Annotated in this window: 18 protein-coding genes and 1 other RNA gene; 7 read left to right on the forward strand and 12 right to left on the reverse strand. The window is 72.6% G+C overall.

What is annotated here, in order from left to right; all coding sequences use genetic code 11:
- Positions 1-8 precede the first annotated feature (8 nt).
- Both ACGFIG_RS06265 and mdlC read left to right on the forward strand, forming a co-directional pair.
- The gene (locus ACGFIG_RS06265) at positions 9-812 is read left to right on the forward strand and encodes an S-methyl-5'-thioadenosine phosphorylase (RefSeq protein ID WP_392999808.1); all 804 of its coding nucleotides are present in this window, start codon (positions 9-11) and stop codon (positions 810-812) included.
- A gap of 93 nt (positions 813-905) precedes the next feature.
- On the forward strand, positions 906-2501 hold the full coding sequence (mdlC, locus tag ACGFIG_RS06270) for a benzoylformate decarboxylase (protein ID WP_392999810.1): 1596 nt from the start codon (positions 906-908) through the stop codon (positions 2499-2501).
- 27 nt (positions 2502-2528) lie between these two features.
- Here mdlC and ACGFIG_RS06275 read toward each other — a convergent pair whose 3' ends face one another.
- From ACGFIG_RS06275 to pruA, 10 genes are all read right to left on the reverse strand, one after another.
- Positions 2529-3494: a hypothetical protein gene (locus ACGFIG_RS06275; protein WP_392999812.1), complete on the reverse strand. Its 966-nt coding sequence runs from the start codon at positions 3492-3494 to the stop codon at positions 2529-2531.
- A gap of 40 nt (positions 3495-3534) precedes the next feature.
- On the reverse strand, positions 3535-4023 hold the full coding sequence (locus ACGFIG_RS06280; protein WP_392999814.1) for a hypothetical protein: 489 nt from the start codon (positions 4021-4023) through the stop codon (positions 3535-3537).
- A 286-nt stretch (positions 4024-4309) separates the two neighbouring features.
- Positions 4310-4685: a transfer-messenger RNA gene (ssrA, locus tag ACGFIG_RS06285) on the reverse strand.
- A 104-nt stretch (positions 4686-4789) separates the two neighbouring features.
- Positions 4790-5269, reverse strand: coding sequence for an SsrA-binding protein SmpB (smpB, locus tag ACGFIG_RS06290; RefSeq protein WP_357455108.1), 480 nt, complete (start codon positions 5267-5269; stop codon positions 4790-4792).
- A 133-nt stretch (positions 5270-5402) separates the two neighbouring features.
- Positions 5403-6278 (reverse strand): permease-like cell division protein FtsX, encoded by an 876-nt coding sequence (gene ftsX / locus ACGFIG_RS06295; protein WP_392999816.1) that lies wholly within the window; start codon positions 6276-6278, stop codon positions 5403-5405.
- Positions 6279-6343: 65 nt separating this feature from the next.
- On the reverse strand, positions 6344-7024 hold the full coding sequence (ftsE, locus tag ACGFIG_RS06300) for a cell division ATP-binding protein FtsE (protein WP_089001878.1): 681 nt from the start codon (positions 7022-7024) through the stop codon (positions 6344-6346).
- A gap of 118 nt (positions 7025-7142) precedes the next feature.
- Positions 7143-8264 carry a peptide chain release factor 2 gene (gene prfB / locus ACGFIG_RS06305; RefSeq protein ID WP_392999818.1) on the reverse strand — a complete coding sequence of 374 codons (1122 nt, stop codon included), beginning with the start codon at positions 8262-8264 and terminating at the stop codon, positions 7143-7145.
- A gap of 180 nt (positions 8265-8444) precedes the next feature.
- Positions 8445-8960 (reverse strand): helix-turn-helix transcriptional regulator, encoded by a 516-nt coding sequence (locus ACGFIG_RS06310; protein WP_392999820.1) that lies wholly within the window; start codon positions 8958-8960, stop codon positions 8445-8447.
- A 117-nt stretch (positions 8961-9077) separates the two neighbouring features.
- Complete coding sequence (locus ACGFIG_RS06315) at positions 9078-9881, reverse strand: tryptophan 2,3-dioxygenase (RefSeq protein WP_392999822.1); 804 nt, start codon at positions 9879-9881, stop codon at positions 9078-9080.
- A 99-nt stretch (positions 9882-9980) separates the two neighbouring features.
- Positions 9981-11609 (reverse strand): L-glutamate gamma-semialdehyde dehydrogenase, encoded by a 1629-nt coding sequence (gene pruA, locus ACGFIG_RS06320; protein WP_392999824.1) that lies wholly within the window; start codon positions 11607-11609, stop codon positions 9981-9983.
- A gap of 333 nt (positions 11610-11942) precedes the next feature.
- Here pruA and ACGFIG_RS06325 point away from each other — a divergent pair, with 333 nt between their 5' ends.
- Entirely contained in the window at positions 11943-12947 is a 1005-nt protein-coding gene (locus ACGFIG_RS06325) for a hypothetical protein (RefSeq protein WP_392999826.1), read from the forward strand.
- Positions 12948-13001: 54 nt separating this feature from the next.
- Here the strand turns inward: ACGFIG_RS06325 and ACGFIG_RS06330 are convergent, their stop codons facing one another.
- Positions 13002-13511 (reverse strand): DUF6912 family protein, encoded by a 510-nt coding sequence (locus ACGFIG_RS06330; protein WP_392999828.1) that lies wholly within the window; start codon positions 13509-13511, stop codon positions 13002-13004.
- A gap of 215 nt (positions 13512-13726) precedes the next feature.
- Here ACGFIG_RS06330 and ACGFIG_RS06335 point away from each other — a divergent pair, with 215 nt between their 5' ends.
- The gene (locus tag ACGFIG_RS06335; RefSeq protein WP_392999830.1) at positions 13727-13954 is read left to right on the forward strand and encodes a helix-turn-helix domain-containing protein; all 228 of its coding nucleotides are present in this window, start codon (positions 13727-13729) and stop codon (positions 13952-13954) included.
- A gap of 103 nt (positions 13955-14057) precedes the next feature.
- A complete protein-coding gene (locus tag ACGFIG_RS06340) occupies positions 14058-14654 on the forward strand; it encodes an Rv3235 family protein (RefSeq protein WP_392999832.1) in 597 nt (198 codons plus the stop codon).
- Positions 14655-14728: 74 nt separating this feature from the next.
- On the opposite strand, the gene secA is transcribed toward ACGFIG_RS06340, so the two are convergent.
- Positions 14729-17641 carry a preprotein translocase subunit SecA gene (gene secA / locus ACGFIG_RS06345; RefSeq protein WP_392999834.1) on the reverse strand — a complete coding sequence of 971 codons (2913 nt, stop codon included), beginning with the start codon at positions 17639-17641 and terminating at the stop codon, positions 14729-14731.
- Positions 17642-17801: 160 nt separating this feature from the next.
- Between secA and ACGFIG_RS06350 the strand changes: the two genes are divergently transcribed.
- Complete coding sequence (locus ACGFIG_RS06350) at positions 17802-18965, forward strand: GNAT family N-acetyltransferase (RefSeq protein ID WP_393001329.1); 1164 nt, start codon at positions 17802-17804, stop codon at positions 18963-18965.
- On the forward strand, positions 18962-20071 hold the full coding sequence (locus ACGFIG_RS06355; RefSeq protein ID WP_392999836.1) for a GNAT family N-acetyltransferase: 1110 nt from the start codon (positions 18962-18964) through the stop codon (positions 20069-20071). Before ACGFIG_RS06350 ends, ACGFIG_RS06355 begins: the two co-directional genes overlap by 4 nt.
- The last annotated feature ends 65 nt before the right edge of the window (positions 20072-20136 follow it).

Below are 20136 nucleotides of genomic sequence, written 5' to 3' on the forward strand. Positions count from 1 at the left end.
GAGGGCCGATGGGTCCCACGGCGGAACTCGCGGTGATCGGTGGTTCAGGGCTCTACGCGCTGCTCGACGGCGCGACCGAGCATGAGGTGGAAACGCCGTACGGGCCGCCGTCCGACGCCGTCACCATCGCGGAGTTGGCGGGCCGGCGGGTGGCGTTCCTGCCCCGCCACGGCCGCGACCACCGGTACCCGCCGCACCTGATCCCCTACCGGGCCAATCTCTGGGCGCTGCGCTCCCTCGGCGTACGGCAGGTGCTCGCCCCCTGTGCCGTGGGCGGCCTGCGGCCGGAGCTCGGGCCGGGCACGTTCGTGGTGCCCGACCAGCTCATCGACCGCACCAGCGGGCGGGCGCAGACCTACTACGACCGGGGCGCCGTGCACGTCTCCTTCGCCGACCCGTACTGCCCCGAGGGCCGGCGTACGCTGCTCGCCGCCGCGGCCGGCCGGGACGTGCCGGCGGTGGACGGCGGGACGGTGGTGGTGGTCGAGGGCCCGCGCTTCTCCACCCGGGCCGAGTCGCGGTGGTACGCCTCGATCGGCGGCACCGTGGTCAACATGACGGGCCACCCGGAGGCGGTGCTGGCCCGCGAGCTGGCCCTCTGCTACTCCTCGATCGCGCTGGTGACCGACCTGGACGCGGGCGTGGAGGGCGGCGAGGCGGTCACGCACGAGGAGGTGTTCCGGGTCTTCGGGGAGAACCTCGACCGGCTGCGGGGTCTGCTGCTGGCGGCCGTCGCCGCGCTGCCGGCGGAGCGGAACTGCGCCTGCGGACGCGCACTGGACGGCATCACTCTCCCCTTCTCCCTCCCCTAGGGCGTTCTTTGTGTGGGAAGGGCCCCTTCCGCACACCAGGTGCAGCGGCGAAAAGCCCGAGATGCGTGAGCCATCCGGATAGATTCAGAGGCGATGGCTACGGTCCGCGACACCACCTACGACCTGCTCCGTGCCCTCGGCCTGACGACCGTCTTCGGCAACCCGGGCTCCACCGAGGAGCCGTTCCTGCGGGACTTCCCGGACGACTTCCGGTACGTGCTCGCCCTGCACGAGGCGTCGGCGGTCGGCATGGCGGACGGCTACGCGCAGGCCACCGGCCGTCCCGCCCACGTCAACCTGCACACCGCCCCCGGCACGGGCAACGGCATGGGCAACCTGGTCACCGCCTGGCACAACCGGACCCCGCTGATCGTCACCGCCGGCCAGCAGACCCGGGAGATGCTGCTGGCCGAGCCCCGGCTGACCAGCCGACGGGCCGCCGAACTGCCCCAGCCGTACGTGAAGTGGAGCCACGAGCCCGTCCGGGCGCAGGACGTCCCGGCGGCGCTCATGCGGGCGTACGCGACGGCCGTGCAGCCACCCGCCGGGCCGGTCTTCCTGTCGCTGCCGCTCGACGACTGGGCGCAGCGGGCCGACCCGCCGCCGCAGGTGCGGACGGTGGCCACCCGGTTCGCGCCCGACCCGCGCCGGCTGGGCGAGTTCGCCGACGTGCTGGCCGCCAGCCGGGCGCCCGTACTGGTGCTCGGCGCGGCCGTGGACCGGGCCGACGGCTGGCCCGCCGCCGTGGCGCTGGCGGAGCGGCTCGCCGCGCCGGTCTGGTCGGCCCCCGCCCCGGAGCGGGCCGTCTTCCCCGAGGACCACCCGCACTACCGGGGGGTGCTCCCCTTCGCGATCGGACCGCTGTCGGCGGCGCTGGACGGGCACGACACCGTGCTGGTGGTGGGGGCGCCGGTGTTCCGCTACTACCCGCACGTGCCGGGCGACCACCTGCCCGCCGGGACGCGCCTGCTGCACGTGACCGACGACCCGGACGAGGCGGCCCGGGCCCCCGTGGGCGACAGCCTGCTCGGCGACGCCGGGCTGGCCCTGACCGCCCTGATCGACCTGCTCCCGCCGTCGGGCCGACCGGCGCCGCCGGCACGCCCCGACCCGCCCCCGCCACCGGACGGGCTGCCGCTGGCCCCGGACGCCCTCTTCGCTGCCCTGGCCGCGCACTGGCCCGCCGACGGCATCCTGGTCCAGGAGTCGCCGTCGACCCTCCCGGCGCTGCGTCGCCGGCTGCGCAGCACCCGCCCGGGTTCATACCTCACGATGGCCAGCGGCGGCCTCGGGTACGGCCTGCCGGCGGCGGTCGGCGTCGCGCTCGCGCAGCGCGACACCGGCCGGGGACGCCCGGTGCTGGCGGTCGTCGGGGACGGCTCGTTCCACTACTCCGTGCAGGCGCTCTGGACCGCCGCGCGGCTGCGCCTGCCTTTGGTCGTCGTGGTGCCGGTCAACCAGCAGTACGCCATCCTGAAGTCCTTCGCCGACTTCAAGGACACCCCGGGGGTCCCCGGGCTGGACCTGCCCGGACTGGACATCACCGCCATCGCCCGTGGCTACGGCTGTGCGACCGGCGTCGCGCAGACGCCGGAGCAGTTCGGCGCGGCCCTGACCGCCGGGCTGGCCGCCGACGGCCCGACGGTGCTGCCGGTGCCGGTCAGCACCGAGGTGCCCCCGCTGCTGTGAGCCGCCGCGCCGGGCGGCACGCTCCCGTCAGCTCGATGCGAGCCGCAGTGGCGCTCCGGTGAGCGCGTCGAGGACCGGCCGGTCGCCCAGCGGCGCCTTCAGCCTGGCGGTGACCGGTTCGAGCTTCAGCATCGCGTTGCAGACACCGGTGGCGGTGATCACGCTGCCGCCCACCACCACGACGTTGTCGCGCTCCTGCACCAACGGCGTGATCCCGGTGTCGCAGCTGCCCACGCCGAGCCGCCAGGTCAGCTCGGTGCCGTCGACGGACTGGACGTCCTGCGCGCTGACCAGGCCCTTGGGGGCCGGGTCGGCCGGCGGGGCCGGCTCGGGCGGGGCGGTGACGGCCTGCGGCGCCACGGCCAGCCGGGCCACGGGCACGGCGAGTTCCTCGACGGTGAACAGCCACGCCGGCACCTGCGCCTCGCCCCGGCTGGTGCGCACCGGCGCGGTGCCCAGCTTCACGGCTGTGACGGTGAGCGGTACGCAGGCGGTCTGCGCGTTGCTGCTCACCGGACCGTCGGGTCCTGGCTCGATGGTCGGTCCGCCCCCGGGGAGCTTCGGCTCGGTGGGCGCCTTCGGGCGGCCGTCGCACGGCGGCGGGTCGCCCTGGTCGAGCTGCCCGTAGGCGGTTGCCGCGGGAACCAGCGGGACGGTCAACGTGCCGTCCGGGAACCGGATGGTGCTGTCGGCGGGCTTCGCGGTCGGCAGCTCGATCTGGTCGCGGTACCAACCGTTGCTGAAGGCGATCTTGGTCTCCCCGGTGAACCGGGGGTCGCCGACGAGCACCGTCGGGTCCTGCAACGGCACGTAGCCGGACTTCCACGCGGGAGGCGGTCGCCACGCGTCGGCCACCTCGGTGGCGCGCTGGACGAAGGCGTCCTGGCGCGGGTCGGTGCCGGGCGCGTCGACGGCGGGGTCGGAGCCGGCCGGCGCGCACCCGGCGACGATCATCAGAAGCGGAAGGCCCAGCAGGGCGGCGGTACGGCGCATGTCGGTTTGACGCCGGTACGCCCACGCCGGTTCCCGCGGATCAGGTCTCCCCGCCGAGATCCGTCTCGTACGCCGCCCAGAGCAGGTCCGCGCCGCGCTGCCGGTGCCCGTCGAGCGCCCGCAGCAGGTGCACGGCCCGGTCGAGCAGGTCGCCGACCGGGGCGTCCGGTGCCTCCGCCGCCTGCTGGAAGGCGCTCAGCGCGGTGGTGATGGCGACGTGTTCGCGGTCCAGCAGGCGCACCGCCCCTGCCAGCCGGGGCGCCTGGCCGATCAGTTCCGCGTAGAGGCCGGTGGGCCCCCCGGTGACCCGGACGTGCTCCGCGAAGCCCCGCCGCACGTTGCCCAGCCCGCCGAGGAGGTGTTCCCGCCAGCGTGGTTCGGCCGGCGCGGCGGCCAGGGCCCGGGCGAGCGGGTGCAGGTCCCCGAGCGGGGTGGCGGCCGGCCGGCGCGGATCAGTTGGCCGGCGTGGGTCGGGCGGCCGGGTGTTCCCGGCGAGGGTGGGCGGCTGCTGGATCGGACCGGTGACCATGGGCACCTCCCGCGTTCGCGTCTGACCGCGTACAGCGATGGTGGCCCCAGCGCCTCGGCCCTGTCCAGAGGGCCGGCCGCCTCATCCGTCCCAGCGGACACGGCCGTCCCAACTGCCACAACGGCCACGGCCGCTGACCGCGTCCGCGGGCCACTGGCCGCCGACCGTGCGGGGCGGCGGGGCCGTCCCGCCACGGTTGGCCGGTCGGGCAGCCCGTCGGGCGGGACGAGCGGCTGCCGGATACGGCGATGCGCCCCGGTCCGGTGGACCGGGGCGCATCGTCTGGTGGTGGAGGTGCCGGGAATCGAACCCGGGTCCTTCGCCGGTTTGTCAGGGCTTCTCCGAGCGCAGCTCGCTGTGCCTCTACTCGGCCCCTCCGATCACGCGAGCGAGTCGGTGTGACGGGCCCAGTCGCTGATTAATCTCGCCGCACGGACCCCGCGACCGGGTCCGGTTGGCCAGCCTTCTAGCTGATGCCGGCTAACTGGGTCGAAGGCGCTCCCAGGCCGACAGACTCACTACTCGCCTCAGGCGGCGAGAGCGAAGTCAGCGCGATTGTTCTTGGCGCTTATTGGTTTCCGACGACCGATTCTCGAGACGACGTCGGCTTCCTCGGCTCGCTTCCCCTGTCGCTGCGTACGAAGTCGAAACCAGTCACCCCCTCGACAGGCCGCCGATGTGGCGGCACTGACAAGCGTAACGCCTGCCGCAACGGGTTTCATCCCGAGCCCCCGGCGGGCGCGCCGAACCGGACAGGACGGACACCTCAGTCATCCATGCCCTTACCGCGCCGGCCGGCGGCCCGGGCGATCTCCCGGTCCGCGTCCCGCTTGGCGAGGTCCTGCCGCTTGTCGTACGACTTCTTGCCCTTCGCCAGGGCGATCTCCACCTTCGCCCAGCCGTCGGAGAAGTAGACCTGCAACGGCACCATGGTCAGGCCGCCCTCGCGGGTCTTGCCGATCAGCCGGTCGATCTCCAGCCGCTTGAGCAGCAGCTTGCGGGTCCGCCGGGGCTCGTGATTGGTCCACGTGCCCTGCGTGTACTCCGGGATGTGCATCCCGTGCAGGTAGAGCTCGCCGTTGCGCTCCTGCGCGAACGCGTCGACCAGCGACGCGCGCCCGGCCCGCAGCGACTTGACCTCGGTGCCGGTCAACGCCATGCCCGCCTCGTAGGTGTCGAGGATCGAGTAGTCGTGCCGGGCCTTCTTGTTGGAGGCGACGACCTTGCGTCCCTTTTCCCGTGGCATCGGCGCCACCCCCTCTGCGGTGATCCGCGCCGGACGTGACCGGCCGCGGGGCGGAGATCATGCTACCCGAACGACAAGGACCCTCCCGCGCCGTTTATTCCGGCGCGGAAGGGCCCCGTCGAGCCGTACGGCGTCAGACCCGCAGGTAGAAGCGGAGCGTGACCCAGGCGGTGACCGCGCTGACCAGGCCGCCGACGCCGGCCATCAGCGGGAACATGAACAGGATGTCGCCCCAGCTCACCGGGGAGAGCAGACCCTGCAGCGCCTGGAGCGACCCGTCGAACAGCAGGTACTTGGCGGCGATCAGGGCCACCAGGCCGAGCAGCGAGCCGATCAGGCCGGCGACCACGGCCTCCAGCACGAACGGCGCCTGGATGAACCAGTTCGACGCGCCGACCAGCTTCATGACCGCGACCTCACGCCGCTTGCTGTACGCCGCCACCTGGATCGTGTTGGCGACCAGGAGCAGCGCGGCGATGGCCATCACGACCGCGGCGGCGAGGGCGATGTTCTGGATCGACGTGAGGATGTCGAAGATCTTGTCCAGCAGCCGGCTCTGGTCGACGATTTCGTCGACGCCCTCCGTGTCCTTGTACTGGTCGTAGATGCTCTTGTACTGCTCCGGGTTGTTCAGCGTGAGCCGGAACGACTCGGGCAGGCTGTCCGCCTTCACGGCGCTGAGCAGGTCCGGGGCGTCCTGGAACATCTCCTGGAAGCGCTTGTACGCCTCGTCCTTGTTGACGAAGATGCTCTCCTTGACCAGCGGGTCGCCCTCCAGCTTGGCGGCCAGCGCGTCACGCTGCTCGGGGCTCACCTCCTGGTCGAGGAAGATGGAGACCTGGATGTTCTTGTAGTACAGGTCTTTCATGTCGTCGACCTGGCGGTACATCAGACCGCTGGCGCCGAGCATGGTGAGCGACACCGCCATCGTGATGATCATCGCGATGGTCATTGTCACGTTGCGCCACAGTCCGACCAGTACCTCGGACAGGACGTATTTCATGCGCATCGGGTTTTCCTCCGGGTCTCCGGCATGAAGTGTTCGTCGTCAGGCTGCGCAGGGGTGGCGTCGGCTCAGCCGTAGACGCCGCGGGCCTGGTCGCGCACGATGCGGCCGCTCTCGATCTCGATGACCCGACGACGCATCTGGTTCACGATGTTGGAGTCGTGCGTGACCATCACGACGGTCGTGCCGGTGCGGTTGATCCGGTCCAGCAGGCGCATGATCTCGATCGAGGTGTCCGGGTCCAGGTTTCCGGTCGGCTCGTCCGCGAGCAGGATCAGCGGACGGTTCACGAACGCCCGGGCGACGGCGACCCGCTGCTGCTCACCACCGGAGAGCTCGTGCGGGTAGCGGTGCTCCTTGCCACCGAGCCCCACCAGCTCCAGAACCTCCGGCACGACCCGGCGGGCGACCGCCTTGGTCTTGCCGATCACCTCGAGGGCGAACGCCACGTTCTCGTACGCGGTGCGGTTCGGCAGCAGCCGGAAGTCCTGGAACACGCAGCCGATGGAACGCCGGAAGTGGGGTCGCTTCCAGGAGCGCATCGACGTGACGTCCTTGCTGTTGACGACGACCCGACCCTTGTTGGGCGAGACCTCGTGCAGCAGCAACTTGATGATGGTGGACTTGCCGGAGCCGGATGGACCGATGAAGAAGACGAACTCGCCCTTCTCGATCGAGACGGACACGTTGTCGAGCGAAGGCCGGGACGCCTTCGGGTACGTCTTCGTCACTTGCTCAAGCTGAATCACGGGTGGTGAGTCTACGCGGTGTAACCGAGGAGCCAAGCCCCGCGCCCCGCCGTTGCGCGTCGCGTCATCCAATTCGGGCGTACCGGGAAGATCGATGACGCGCTCCGCCCACGGTCGATCACGCAGCGTCGCCGGCCAACTGCTGCTGCTTACGCCACCGGATGCCCGCCTCGAGGAACTTGTCCAGATCCCCGTCGAAGACCGCCGTCGGGTTGCCCGTCTCCTGCTCCGTCCGGAGATCCTTCACCATCTGATACGGGTGCAGGACGTACGAGCGCATCTGGTCGCCCCACGAGCCGGCCGCGTCCGTCTTCAGGCCCTGAAGCTTGGCCTGCTCCTCCTGGCGCTTGCGCTCCAGCAGTCGCGCCTGGAGCACCCGCAGCGCGGACGCCTTGTTCTGCAACTGGGACTTCTCGTTCTGGCAGGTGACCACGATGCCGGTCGGGATGTGCGTGATCCGCACGGCCGAGTCGGTGGTGTTGACGCTCTGCCCGCCCGGGCCGGAGGAGCGGTAGACGTCGACCCGCATCTCGTTCTCGGGAATCTCGATGCTGTCGGTCTGCTCCACGACCGGCAGCACCTCGACGCCGGCGAAGCTGGTCTGGCGGCGGCCCTGGTTGTCGAAGGGGCTGATCCGGACGAGCCGGTGGGTGCCGGACTCGACGCTGAGCGTGCCGTACGCGTAGGGCACCTTGACGGTGAAGGTGGCCGACTTGAGGCCCGCCTCCTCGGCGTAGGAGGTCTCGTAGACCTCCGTCGGGTAGCCGTGCCGCTCCGCCCAGCGCAGGTACATCCGCAGCAGCATCTCGGCGAAGTCCGCCGCGTCCACGCCCCCGGCGCCGGCCCGGATGGCGACGAGCGCCTCCCGGGAGTCGTACTCGCCGGAGAGCAGGGTGCGGACCTCCATCTCCTCGATGGCCTTGCTCAGCCCGGCGATCTCCGTCTCGACCTCGGCGAGCACCCCCGGGTCGGACTCCGCCTCGGCCAGCTCCAGCAGCACCTTGGCGTCGTCGAGCTGGGAGCGGAGGCTGCCGAGCTTGTTGATCTCGCCGTTGACGTACGACAACTGGGAGGTCACCTGCTGGGCCTTCGCCTGGTCGTCCCACAGGTCGGGCGCGGAGGCCTCCTGCTCCAGGCGGTCCTTGTCCGCGCGCAGCCGGTCGATGTCGAGCACCGCCTCGATGTTGCGCAGGGTGGCGTCGAGGTCCTTGAGCTGTTCGGCGTAATCGGCAGCGGTCACGACAGACAAGGGTACTGCTCGTGCGAGGAGTGAGCTTGCGAGCCCCACAGTCACGAGCCGAAAAGATGCCGCTCGTGCGAGGAGTGAGCTTGCGAGCCCCGCAGTCACGAGCCGAAAGATGCCGCTCGTGCGAGGAGCGACCCTGCCAGCCCACAGTCACGAGCCGAAAAGGTGCCGGCGTCAGCCGACCGGGGCGCTCTTCAGCCAGGAGAGGGCGGCCTTGTGGTAGGCGACGGCGAACTCCAACGCGCTGGCGTCGTACGTGTCGCCTTCCTTCTTGGCGTTCTTGACCTGCTCCCGGACCTTGGCCAGGGCCTCGGTGTGGTAGTCGTTGGCGGCGGCCTGGAGGTTCTTGAGCTGGCTGGCCGAGTGCAGCTCGCCGAAGGCGATGCGCAGGGCGATCGGGTTACGGATGGTGTCCCGCCCCGGTTCCTCCGCCAGCCAGCGGGAGAATGTCCGTTTTCCGGCCGCTGTGAGCGCGTACGGTTGGCTGGAGCGCGGGCCGGGCTTGCCCATCCGGACCAGGCCCCGCTCGGCCAGCACCGGCAGTTCCCGGTAGACCTGACTGCGCGTCATCGACCAGTACGGCGCCAGCCGGCGCTCAGCGGCGGCCATCAACTGGCCGCCTGTCATGGGGCCCTCGTGGAGCAGCCCGAGCAGGGCCGCCGCCGTGGGGTTGACTCCCGAATCCGCCATGCCCCTTACGCTGCCACTTTGCCGACGCGGCGTCCAGGATTTGCCATTTTCACCACCCGGTCGGGTTCCTATGTGCACTGTCGGCGCGAGACAGTGCGCCGGGGAGGCGCCGGACGGTCACAGTCGGCTACGCAGCTCCCACAGTTCCGGGTAGAACCGGGTCTCCACCCGGGAGCGCAGGTACGCCCCGCCGGCCGAGCCTCCGGTGCCGGGCTTCGTGCCGATCTGCCGCTCGGCCATCAGCACGTGCCGGGCCCGCCACAGCGAGCACGCCTGGTCGTGGGCCACCAGCGCCTCCGCGAGGTCCCACAGCGGCCCGAACCGCTCCCGGTCGCCGGCGATCGTGGCGTACGCCGCGAAGCGCGACTCCTCCTCGGCGACGTCGAAGCCGGCCTTGCCGAGCACGGCCAGGAAGCCGTCCCAGAGGCTCGGCTCGGCCAGCCGCCGTTCCAGGCGCTCCCGCTCGGCGTCGGGCAGCCCCCGGAAGCGGCGCAGGTAGCCCGGGTCCTTGAGGCCGGAGAGGAACTCGATCTCCCGGAACTGGGCCGACTGGAAGCCCGAGGCCGGGGCGAGCTTGGTGCGGAAGGCCAGGAAGTCCTGCGGGGTCATCGTGTCGATCACGTCGACCTGGCCGATCAGCACCCGCTCCACCACGTGGCAGCGCTCCAGCCGCACCCGGGGGAGGTAGGTCTCGCCGGCCAGCATCCGGTCCCGGGCGTCGGTCAGCTCGGCGAGCAGCAGCTTGAACCACAGCTCGTAGACCTGGTGGATGGTGATGAACAGCAGTTCGTCGTGGGACGCGGGATCGGACTCCGGCACCTGGGCGGCCAGCAGGTCGGCCAGCCGGAGGTATTCGGTGTAGGTGAGCAGGCCACCCTGCTCGCCGAAGTGGGGATCCTGCGCGGGGGTGGGGTGGGTCACAGCGGCCACCGTACCGCCGCCGCTCCACCCCCGCCCGTCGGCGAGGAAGGGACCCTTTCCCCACGCCCGAGGCGTCCGGAAGGGTCCCTTCCACACACCTCAGCCCATGTGGGGGTACGTGTGGTCGGTCGGCGCGACGAAGGTCTCCTTGATCGTCCGGGGCGACATCCACCGGACGAGGTTGTGCCAGGAGCCGGCCTTGTCGTTGGTGCCGCTGGCCCGGGCGCCGCCGAAGGGCTGCTGCCCGACCACCGCGCCGGTCGGCTTGTCGTTGATGTAGAAGTTGCCGGCGGCGTACCGCATCTTCTCGGCCACCGCGTCGACCACCCGGCGGTCCGTCGCGAAGATCGACCCGGTCAGGGCGTACGGCGCGACCGACTCGGCCTGGGTGACCACGTCGTCGAAGCGGCCGTCGTCGAAGACGTGCACGCCGAGGATCGGCCCGAAGTACTCGGTGGTGAACGTCTCGTGCGCCCCGTCGGTGCACTCGAAGAGCGTCGGCCGGACGAACCAGCCCACCGAGTCGTCGGCGGTGCCGCCGGCGAGGACCCGGCAGGCGTCGTCGCCGGCGATCAGCTCCAGCGCGGCCGTGTGCCGGTCGAACGCCCTGGCGTCGATCACCGCGCCGCCGAAGTGGCTGAGGTCGGTGACGTCGCCGTAGGTGAGGGACTCCGTGGTGGCGGCCAGCCGGTCGCGCAGCCCGCCCTCCCACAGCGAGCGCGGCACGTACGCCCGGGAGGCCGCCGAGCACTTCTGGCCCTGGTACTCGAAGGCGCCACGGATCAGGGCGGTGTGCAGGGCGTCGACGTCGGCGCTGGTGTGCGCGACGACGAAGTCCTTGCCGCCGGTCTCGCCGACCAGCCGGGGGTAGCCCCGGTAGCGGGAGATGTTCTCGCCGACGGTCCGCCACAGGTGCTGGAAGACCTTCGTGGAGCCGGTGAAGTGGATGCCGGCCAGGTCCGGGTCGGCGAGCACGACGTCGGAGACCTCCTCGCCGCGCCCGGTGACCATGTTGATCACGCCCGGGGGCAGACCGGCCGCCTCGAACAGCCGCATGGTGAAGTGCGCCGCGAACTGCTGGGTGGGGCCCGGCTTCCAGACCACGGTGTTGCCCAGCAGGGCCGGCGCCGAGGGCAGGTTGCCGGCGATGGCGGTGAAGTTGAACGGGGTGACCGCGTAGACGAAGCCCTCCAGCGGGCGGTGGTCGAAGCGGTTCCACACCCCCGGCGACGACATCGGCTGCGCCTCGAGCAGCTCCCGCGCGAAGTGCACGTTGAACCGGAGGAAGTCGATGAACTCGCAGGCCGCGTCGATCTCGGCCTGGATCGCGGTCTTCGACTGGCCGAGCATGGTGGCCGCGTTCAGCGTGTCCCGCCAGGGGCCGGCGAGCAGCTCGGCGGCACGCAGGAAGATCGCCGCGCGCTCCTCGAACGGCAGGGCCCGCCACATCGGGGCGGCGTCCTTGGCGGCCTTCACCGCGGCGCGGGCGTCGTCGTGGGTGGCGTGCGCGGTGACGCCGAGCACGTGCGCGTGCCTGTGCGGCTGCACCACGTCGATCGACTCGCCGCCGGCCATCCGCTGCTCGCCGGCGATGGTCATCGGCAGGTCGATCCGCTCGGCGGCCAGCTCGGTGAGCCGCCGCTGGAGCCGTTCCCGGTCGGTGCTGCCCGGCTCGTAGTTGCGTACCGGCTCGTTGCGCGGCTCGGGTACGGAGAACACGGCGTCCATCAAGGCTCCTGGCGATCTCGGCAGCGGTGGCGAAACCGGACCCACGGGCACCGGCCGGACGACCGGCGCCGACGCCGCGCCGGGTTGGCCGGACGGGCTGTGGGACCTTCCGCGATTCTTCCACGCCCCGCCCCCAGCGGCGCCCGCCGCGTGGCCGCCCTCCCCGCCCGCGCCCGGGTTCGTCGATCGGCCGTCCGCTCGGACCCGACCGGACCGCCGTCGAGCGCGGGCCGGGCGTGGGGCGGGCGGCGGGGGCGGGGCGTGTGGACGCGTACGCTGGGTGGCCGGTGAACTGCCGGCCCACCGGGGTCGGCGTCCGTCGGAGGGAAGACGATGACCAAGCAGCCCGGCAGCTCCGCCGCCGCGGAGTCGGACCGGTCGGTGCCGACCGCCGACGTGCAGGACGCGACGACGGGGGTGCTCGCCCCCGGGGCGCCGGTGCTCGCGCTTTTGGCGCTCGGTTGGTTGGCCGCGATGCTCTGGTCGACCCGCGAGGTGATCAACTCGGCGGCTGCCGGGCTCACCGCCATCAGCCTCTCCGCGTTCGCCCTGCCGGGGGTGATCTCGGCCGCGCTGGTCGCCGGTGCCGGCTTCGCCCTCTTCGGCGTCGACCTGCTCGCCCGCCGGGGCAACGACCGGGTCACCCTGCGCTTCGTGGCGGCGATCGCCACGGGCCTGCTCGTCGGGCTCGCCGCCGCGTTCGCGATCAACCTGACGTACGCCGACAACGCGACCACCAACGTGATCGCCGCGACCACCGCCGCCGCCGCGACCATCGGCGGGGCCGTCGCCGGCGCCCGCAGCGGGCCCGTGGTCGGGGCCGTGGTGGCCGCCGCCCTCGGCACGCTGATCTTCGTGGTGGCCTTCAGCCAGGCCCGCGACCCGCTCTTCGACCTGTTCGGCAGCGGCGACGGCCAGGAGTCGCTGCTGAGTGCGGCCAAGTGGGTCTCGCGCACCGAGTCCCTGCTCGCCGGCCTGGTGGCCGGGCTGTTGGCCTTCGGATACCTGACCCTGGCCCGCCGGCGGGCCGCCCGGCTCGACGCGGCGGCGCCCGCGCCCCGCTGGCCCGCCTACCTGCTGGCCGGGGCCGGCCCGGGCCTGCTCCTGCTCGTGGCCGAGGTGATCATCCGGGTCGGCGGGCGGTCCCTGCTCGACCTGGCCGGCGCGCTGAGCGAGGCGGACGCGGTCGCGCAGACCGCGCTGGGCACCTCCCGGATCGACAACGCCATCTGGGTGCTCTTCGTCGGCGCCCTGACCGCGATGATCGCCTTCGGCCGCACCCTGGGGCCGGCTCACGCCGACGACGACGAGCCGACCGAGGCCGCCCCCGCTGACTGACCTCGACGCCGGCCGGGCCGCGCGGCGTGCGCTCGCGCCGGCGGCGCGCGGGGGTCAGGACGTGGCGCGGAGCAGCAGGTCCAGCTCGCTGACGTCGTACCACTCCAGCTCGTGGTCCTCGGCACCGTCGACCGTGAACTGCGCGTCCGCGTCGCCGGCCAGGGCCTCGGTGACCACCTCCGCCGCGGCGGAGACGTCCTCGACCGCGTCGGCGCCGTCCACGTGGACGGCCGCGACGGCACCGACCGGCACGGGGCCGGTCAGCTCGACCGCGCTGGAGCCCAGCTCGCTGTCGCCCCGGCCCACCGTCGAGGCGGGCAGGTCCACCGAGACGACGACCCGGCGGCGGGGCGCGTCGGGGTCGGCCCGGAGCAGCTGCAACGCGTCCTGGGCGGCCCGGGTGAAGGCGACGTACTCCAACTCCTCCTCGTCGCCCTCGGCGTACCACTCGCGCAGCGTGGGGGTGACCGCGTGCGCGGCGGCCACCGGCAACCCCGAGCCGCGCAGGAGGGTCAGCATCGGGACGGTCGCCGGCACGTACACCCGGACAAGCTCCTCGGTCACCGCTCGTCTCCCCCGCTCAGGTCCTGCGCCGGCCTCCGCCGGTCCTGGCCGATCATGCCCTATGCCGTGACCGTCATACACCGCGCACCTGCCGGGCGGAAGCGTCCCGCCGGTGTGTCCGGGGAGGCGTGTCGCCGCAGGTCGCGCCCGCCGGCTGGGCCGTGTCGGCGGTCGGTGGCAAACTGAACCAAACGACGCCAACCCCGGGGGTTCTCGTGGAGCCGAGGTTCCTGCTGCTCTCCGACGTGGCCGCCGAGCTGAACGTGTCGGACTCGCAGGTCTACCACATGGTGCGCAGCGGCGAACTGCCCGCGATCAAGATCGGTGGCCGCGGCCAGTGGCGCGTGGAGCGCGCCCGGCTGGAGGAGTACATCGAGCGGAAGTACACCGAGACGGCCGAGTGGGTGCGGAGCAACCCGCTGGCCGAGCGCGACCCGGAGTAACCGGACCGACCCGAAGGGCATTGACCGGGGGCTCTGCCGTGCCCGAGAATGAAGCCTGTCGGAGGCAAACGAAGGCAAACGCAGGAATCTGGGAGGTTCACGAATGGCCGACCCCCGTCGTCCCGGGCCTGCGCGGCCCCCCGTCCGGCTGCGCCCCGCGCCCTCGTTCGAGCCGCCGTTCACCGACGACGACGCCGCCCACTGGCCGGCCCCGGGCCACGCCCAGCTCGTGCTCGACCTCTTCGAGCCGGCCCGACGCGAGGGCGACCGGCCGCCCGGCCGACGGCAGCGGCCGGTGCCGACCGGCCCCGGTCGGCACCCCACCGCCCCGCTGCCGCTGGACGCGCTGGTGACCGCCACCCCCGAGGCGACCCGGGCCGCGCACCGCTTCGTCTGCACCTGCCTGGAGGTGCTCAACGGCTACCGCCCGCCCAACCAGCTCAGGCCCCTGCTCGACCCGGCGCGGGCGGCCGGGCTGCTGCCCGAGCTGGCCCGCGCCACCGCCCGCTCGGGTCCGGTCCGCCGCCGCTCGACCCGGCCGGCCGTACGGCTGCGTCGGCTGCGGGTCTGCGAGCCGCGCGACGCCGCCGTCGAGGTGGCCGCGGTCCTCGCCGGCACGGGCGGGCGCACCTGGGCGATGGCCCTGCGCCTGGAGCACCGCCGGGGCGGCTGGCTCTGCACGGCCCTACAGGTGCTCTGAGACGAGATCGAGCCGTGGTCCACGAGGACCACGGCTCGACTGCTCAGGCGGGCGCGGGCCCGCTCAACCGATTCTCACGCGCCGCCGTTGGGGGAGCCGTGGCAGCGCTTGTACTTCCGGCCGGACCCGCACGGGCACGGCGCGTTGCGGGACGGGCCGTTGCCGGCGTCCGCCTGCCCCGGCGCCACCCGCCGGCTGCTGGCCGCCGGGACGCCCGGGCCGCGCAGGCCGGACGCCGGGCGCTGCGGCGCCGCCGGGGCGGTCGTCCCCGGGGCGGCCGGAGCCGAGCCACCGACCCCCAGCGCGGGGGCCTGCTGCTCGGCACGCTCCACGGCCACCGCGCCGGCACCGGCCTCGCCGTCGATCGTCGGCGCGGAGTATTGCAGGCCCTGCTGCTGCGGCGCCCGGCCCAGGCCCTTGGCCCGGATCTCGACCGGCTTCTCGAGCAGCTGGACCTCCTCGGCCTCGGGCTCCGGCTCGTTGACCTGGACCTCGAGGTTGTAGAGGAAGCCGACCGTCTCCTCCTTGATGCCGTCCATCATGTTCGCGAACATGTCGAAGCCCTCGCGCTGGTATTCCACCACCGGGTCGCGCTGGGCGTACGCCCGCAGGCTGATGCCCTCCTGGAGGTAGTCCATCTCGTAGAGGTGCTCGCGCCACTTGCGGTCGATGACCTGGAGCAGGACCATCCGCTCCAGCTGGCGGACGCCCTCCTCGCCGAGCTGCTCCTCGCGCCGGTCGTACGCGGCGTGCGCGTCATCCTTGAGGCGGGAGAGCAGGAAGTCCGCGTCGATGCCGGCCCGGGAGCCGCCCGCCTCCTCCTCCAGTTCCTCGATCGTCACGCCCACCGGGTAGAGCTGCTTGAGGCTGGCCCAGAGCTGCTCCAGGTCCCAGTCCTCGGCGTAGCCGTCGGCGGTGGCCCCCTGCACGTACGCGCCGACGACGTCGTCGATCATGTTGCGGACCTGGTCGGAGAGGTCCTCGCCGTTGAGCACCCGCAGCCGCTCGGCGTAGATCACCTGGCGCTGCTTGTTCATGACCTCGTCGTACTTGAGGACGTTCTTGCGGATCTCGGCGTTCTGGCCCTCGATCTGGGCCTGCGCGCTCTTGATCTGCTTGGTGACCATCTTCGACTCGATGGGCACGTCCTCCGGGATGTTGAAGCGCTCCATGACCGCCTCGACGGCGCCGGAGCGGAAGCGCTTCATCAGCTCGTCCTGGAGGGAGAGGTAGAAGCGGGACTCGCCCGGGTCACCCTGCCGGCCCGACCGGCCGCGCAGCTGGTTGTCGATGCGGCGGGACTCGTGCCGCTCGGTGCCCAGCACGTAGAGGCCACCGGCGGCGGCCACCTCCTCCGCCTCGGCGTCGCAGGCCTGCTTCCACTGGGGCAGGACCTCCTCCATCGCCTTGGCGTACTCCTCCTCCTGCTCGGCCGGGTCGAGACCCCGCTGGCGCAGCTCGTTGGCGGCGAGGAACTCGGGGTTGCCGCCGAGCAGGATGTCGGTGCCGCGGCCGGCCATGTTGGTGGCGACGGTGACGGCGCCCTTGCGGCCGGCCTGGGCGACGATCTCGGCCTCGCGGGCGTGGAACTTGGCGTTCAGCACGGAGTGCGGGATGCCGCGTCGACGCAGCAGCTGGGAGATGATCTCGGAATTCTCCACCGAGACGGTGCCGACGAGCACCGGCTGGCCCAGGGCGTGCCGCTCGGCGATGTCCTCGACGACGGCGTGGAACTTGGCCTTCTCGGTCTTGTAGATCACGTCCGGCCGGTCCTGCCGGACCATCGGCCGGTGCGTCGGGATGGTCACGACGCCGACCTTGTAGACCTTGTTGAACTCGCCCGCCTCGGTCTGGGCCGTGCCGGTCATGCCGGAGAGCTTCGAGTAGAGGCGGAAGTAGTTCTGGAGGGTGATGGTGGCCAGGGTCTGGTTCTCCTGCTTGATCTCCACCCCCTCCTTGGCCTCGATCGCCTGGTGCATGCCCTCGTTGTAGCGGCGGCCGTGCAGGATGCGGCCGGTGAACTCGTCGACGATCAGGACCTCACCGTCGCTGACGATGTAGTCCTTGTCGCGCTTGTAGAGCTCCTTGGCCTTGATGGCGTTGTTGAGGTAGCCCACCAGCGGGGTGTTGACCGACTCGTAGAGGTTGTCGATGCCCAGCCGGTCCTCGACCTTGGCCACGCCGCGCTCGGTGACCGCGATGGTGCGCTTGGAGTGGTCGACCTCGTAGTCGCCCTCGCCGTCCTTGCCGGGCTGGAGCCGGGCCACGACGGCCGCGAACTCGCCGTACCAGCGGGCGGAGTGCTCGGCCGGGCCGGAGATGATCAGCGGGGTGCGGGCCTCGTCGATGAGGATCGAGTCGACCTCGTCGACCACGGCGAAGTTGTGGCCGCGCTGGACCAGCTCCTCCTTCGACCACGCCATGTTGTCGCGCAGGTAGTCGAAGCCGAACTCGTTGTTGGTGCCGTAGGTGATGTCGCACTCGTAGGCGGCCCGGTGCTCGCTGGCCGGCCGGTTGGGCAGCACCACGCCGACGGTGAGGCCGAGGAACTCGTGCACCCGGCCCATCCAGCCGGCGTCGCGCTGGGCCAGGTAGTCGTTGACGGTGATGACGTGCACGCCGTCGCCGGAGAGCGCGTTGAGGTAGACCGGCATGACCGAGGTCAGGGTCTTGCCCTCACCGGTCTTCATCTCGGCGATGTTGCCGAAGTGCAGCGCCGCGCCGCCCATCACCTGGACGTCGTACGGCCGCTGGCCGAGCACCCGGGCGGCTGCCTCCCGGCAGACCGCGAACGCCTCCGGCAGCAGGTCGTCGAGGGTCTCGCCGTCGGCGAGCCGCTCCTTGAACTGGTCGGTCATGGCGCGCAGCTCGTCGTCGGTGAGGTTGACGTAGTCGTCCTCGATCGAGTTGACGGCGGCGGCGATGGCCTTGAGCCGGCGCACCATACGGCCCTCGCCCGCGCGGAGGACCTTTTCCAGAATCGACACGGATCAACGCTCCCCTAGACAGTCTCGACCCATCGTAGGCGCTTCATCGGCGCGATGGTCACTGGTGGCGGCCCTCCGCGTTGGCGAAACCGACATAACACGCCCGACTCGCGCCGCCCCGCCGAAATCCGGTTACGCCGTGCGCGAACGTTCCGGCACGATGGCTCGGGTGAAGCCTGTGGAGATCGTCGAAGACGGCCTGTTGCTGCGCCCCTGGCAGGCGGACGACGCCGACGCGGTGCTCCGGGCGTGCCAGGACCCGGACATCCAGCGCTGGACCACCGTACCGCGCCCGTACCTGCCCGGACACGCCCACGGTTTCGTGACCGAGGCGGCCCCGGCGGACTGGTCGGCGGGCACCGGAGCGCCGTTCGCCGTCTGCGACGCCGCCACCGGCGAGCTGCTCGGCTCCTGCGGGCTCGTCTCGATCGACGCCGGCCTGCGCTCCGGCGAGATCGGCTACTGGACCGCGCCCTGGGCCCGTGGCGCGGGCGTGAGCGTCCGGGCCACCCGGGCCGTCGCCCGCTGGGCCTTCGACGCGTTGGCGCTGCGCCGGCTGATCTGGCAGGCCGAGGTGGGCAACCACGCGTCCCGGCTGGCCGCGCTCCGGGCTGGCTTCCGCGTCGAGGGCCGGCTGCGGCTCGCCGACCCGGCGCCGGGTGGCAGCCCGGAAGGCTGGATCGGCTCGCTGCTCCCCGGCGAGGTGCCCGCGCCCGGCGAGACCGGCCCCGCCGGTCCCGGCACGCTGGAGGCCCGCCGCGCCGCCGTCTTCGGCCGGCCCCAGCCCGTCCTCTTCGCCACCGTCGCCGGCACCGAGCTGCGGCTGCGTCCCATGGACGAGCGCGACCTCGCGGCGGTCGTCGACACCTGCCGGGACCCGGAGACCATCCGGTGGACCACCGTGCCCGACCCCTACGAGCGGGCCGACGCCGAGTCCTACGTGACCTACACCCGGGGCACCTGGGCCAGCGGCACCAGCGCCTGCTACGTGGTCGCCGACGCCGACGACCGGTACCTCGGCTCGATCGACCTCCGGTTGTCCCCCGCCGACCCGCTGCTCGCCGACGTCGGCTTCATGACCGCGCCGTACGCCCGGGGGCGTGGCGTCATGCCGGCCGCGCTGACCACGCTCAGCACCTGGGGCTTCACCACGCTGGGCCTGGCCCGGATCGAGTGGAAGGCCAACGTCGGCAACACCGCCTCCCGCCGGGTGGCCGAGAAGGCCGGTTTCACGGTCGAGGGCACCCTCCGCGCCGGGCTTTCCCACCGGGGCCGGCGGGTGGACGCCTGGCTCGGCGCGCTGCTCCCCGGCGACCTGGCGTGACACCCGAGGTGATCGAGGCCGACGGGGTGCGGCTGCGGCAGTTCCGCCCCGCCGACGTCGCCGACCTCGCCGCCGGCTGCGGCGACCCGCTCAACCTGCGGTTCAACCCCGGCATGCCGCAGCCGTACACCGAGGCCGACGCGCGCTGGTGGGTCACCGAGGGCGCCCCGGCGGCCTGGGCGAACGGCGGGGCCGCGTACGCCATCGCCGACGGCGCCACCGACCGCCTGGTCGGCGGCGCGGGCGTCGGCCAGGTCGTGCCACCGCGCCGGCAGGCGGAGGTGGGCTACTGGGTCGCGCCGTGGGCGCGCCGGCGCGGGGTCGCCAGCGCCGCGACGCGGGCCCTGGCCGACTCCGCGCTGCGCCACGGGTTCGACCGGCTGGAGCTGATGACCCACGCCGAGAACCCGGCCAGCCAGCGGGTGGCGCTCGCCGCCGGTTTCCGCCACGAGGGCGTACGCCGGGCGGCCGGCCAACTGCGCGGCGGCGGCCGGGCGGACCTGCTGGCGTGGGTACGGCTCGCCGACGACCCGCCCGGTCCCGTCCCCCGGATCCTGCCGGACCTGCCCGACGGCCGGCTCACCGACGGCGTGGTGACCCTGCACGGGCTCGGCCCGGACGACGTCGACCTGATGTACCGCCTGCACACCCGGCCGGAGGTGGTGGCGAACCAGGCCCCGCCGGTGCCGCCGACCCGGGCGGCCATCGAGCGGCGCTGCCTGCTGGCCGAGAGCGCGTGGCTCACCGGCACCATCGCCCGGCTGGTGATCCTCGACGCGGTCACCGGCGAACCGGCGGGCAGCTGCGGGCTGAGCATCTCCGACGCGGCGGCCGGCGAAGGCTCGGTCGGCTACGCGCTGCTGCCCGACCAACGGGGACGCGGACTGGCCACGAGGGCCGTACGGCTACTGGCCGGCTGGGCGTTCGGCCCGGCGGGGCTGGCCCGGCTGGTCGCCGGCACCGTGCCCGACAACACCGCCTCGCACGGGGTGCTGGAGCGGGTCGGATTCCGCCGCGAGGGCCTGCTGCGCGGGCGCCTGCCGGGACTGCCCGGCACCCGGTTCGACGACCTGGTCTTCGGGCTGCTCCCCGACGACCTGCGCTGAGCGGCTACGACCCGGGCGCTGGCTGCGGGCACGGGCGCTTAGCCGCAGCGACCCGGGCGCTGCGC

It is taken from the genome of Micromonospora sp. NPDC049048 (assembly GCF_043197615.1).
Taxonomy (GTDB): Bacteria; Actinomycetota; Actinomycetes; order Mycobacteriales; family Micromonosporaceae; genus Micromonospora.

Bases quoted from the DNA above. Each gene is read 5' to 3' on its own strand.
- ACGFIG_RS06275 (WP_392999812.1), bottom strand. From the start codon at position 3,494: ATGCGCCGTACCGCCGCCCTGCTGGGCCTTCCGCTTCTGATGATCGTC.
- ACGFIG_RS06310 (WP_392999820.1), bottom strand. From the start codon at position 8,960: ATGGCGGATTCGGGAGTCAACCCCACGGCGGCGGCCCTGCTCGGGCTG.
- ACGFIG_RS06350 (WP_393001329.1), top strand. From the start codon at position 17,802: ATGGCTCGGGTGAAGCCTGTGGAGATCGTCGAAGACGGCCTGTTGCTG.
- ACGFIG_RS06340 (WP_392999832.1), top strand. From the start codon at position 14,058: ATGGCCGACCCCCGTCGTCCCGGGCCTGCGCGGCCCCCCGTCCGGCTG.
- ACGFIG_RS06325 (WP_392999826.1), top strand. From the start codon at position 11,943: ATGACCAAGCAGCCCGGCAGCTCCGCCGCCGCGGAGTCGGACCGGTCG.
- smpB (WP_357455108.1), bottom strand. From the start codon at position 5,269: ATGCCACGGGAAAAGGGACGCAAGGTCGTCGCCTCCAACAAGAAGGCC.
- ACGFIG_RS06265 (WP_392999808.1), top strand. From the start codon at position 9: ATGGGTCCCACGGCGGAACTCGCGGTGATCGGTGGTTCAGGGCTCTAC.
- mdlC (WP_392999810.1), top strand. From the start codon at position 906: ATGGCTACGGTCCGCGACACCACCTACGACCTGCTCCGTGCCCTCGGC.
- pruA (WP_392999824.1), bottom strand. From the start codon at position 11,609: ATGGACGCCGTGTTCTCCGTACCCGAGCCGCGCAACGAGCCGGTACGC.
- ftsX (WP_392999816.1), bottom strand. From the start codon at position 6,278: ATGCGCATGAAATACGTCCTGTCCGAGGTACTGGTCGGACTGTGGCGC.
- ACGFIG_RS06280 (WP_392999814.1), bottom strand. From the start codon at position 4,023: ATGGTCACCGGTCCGATCCAGCAGCCGCCCACCCTCGCCGGGAACACC.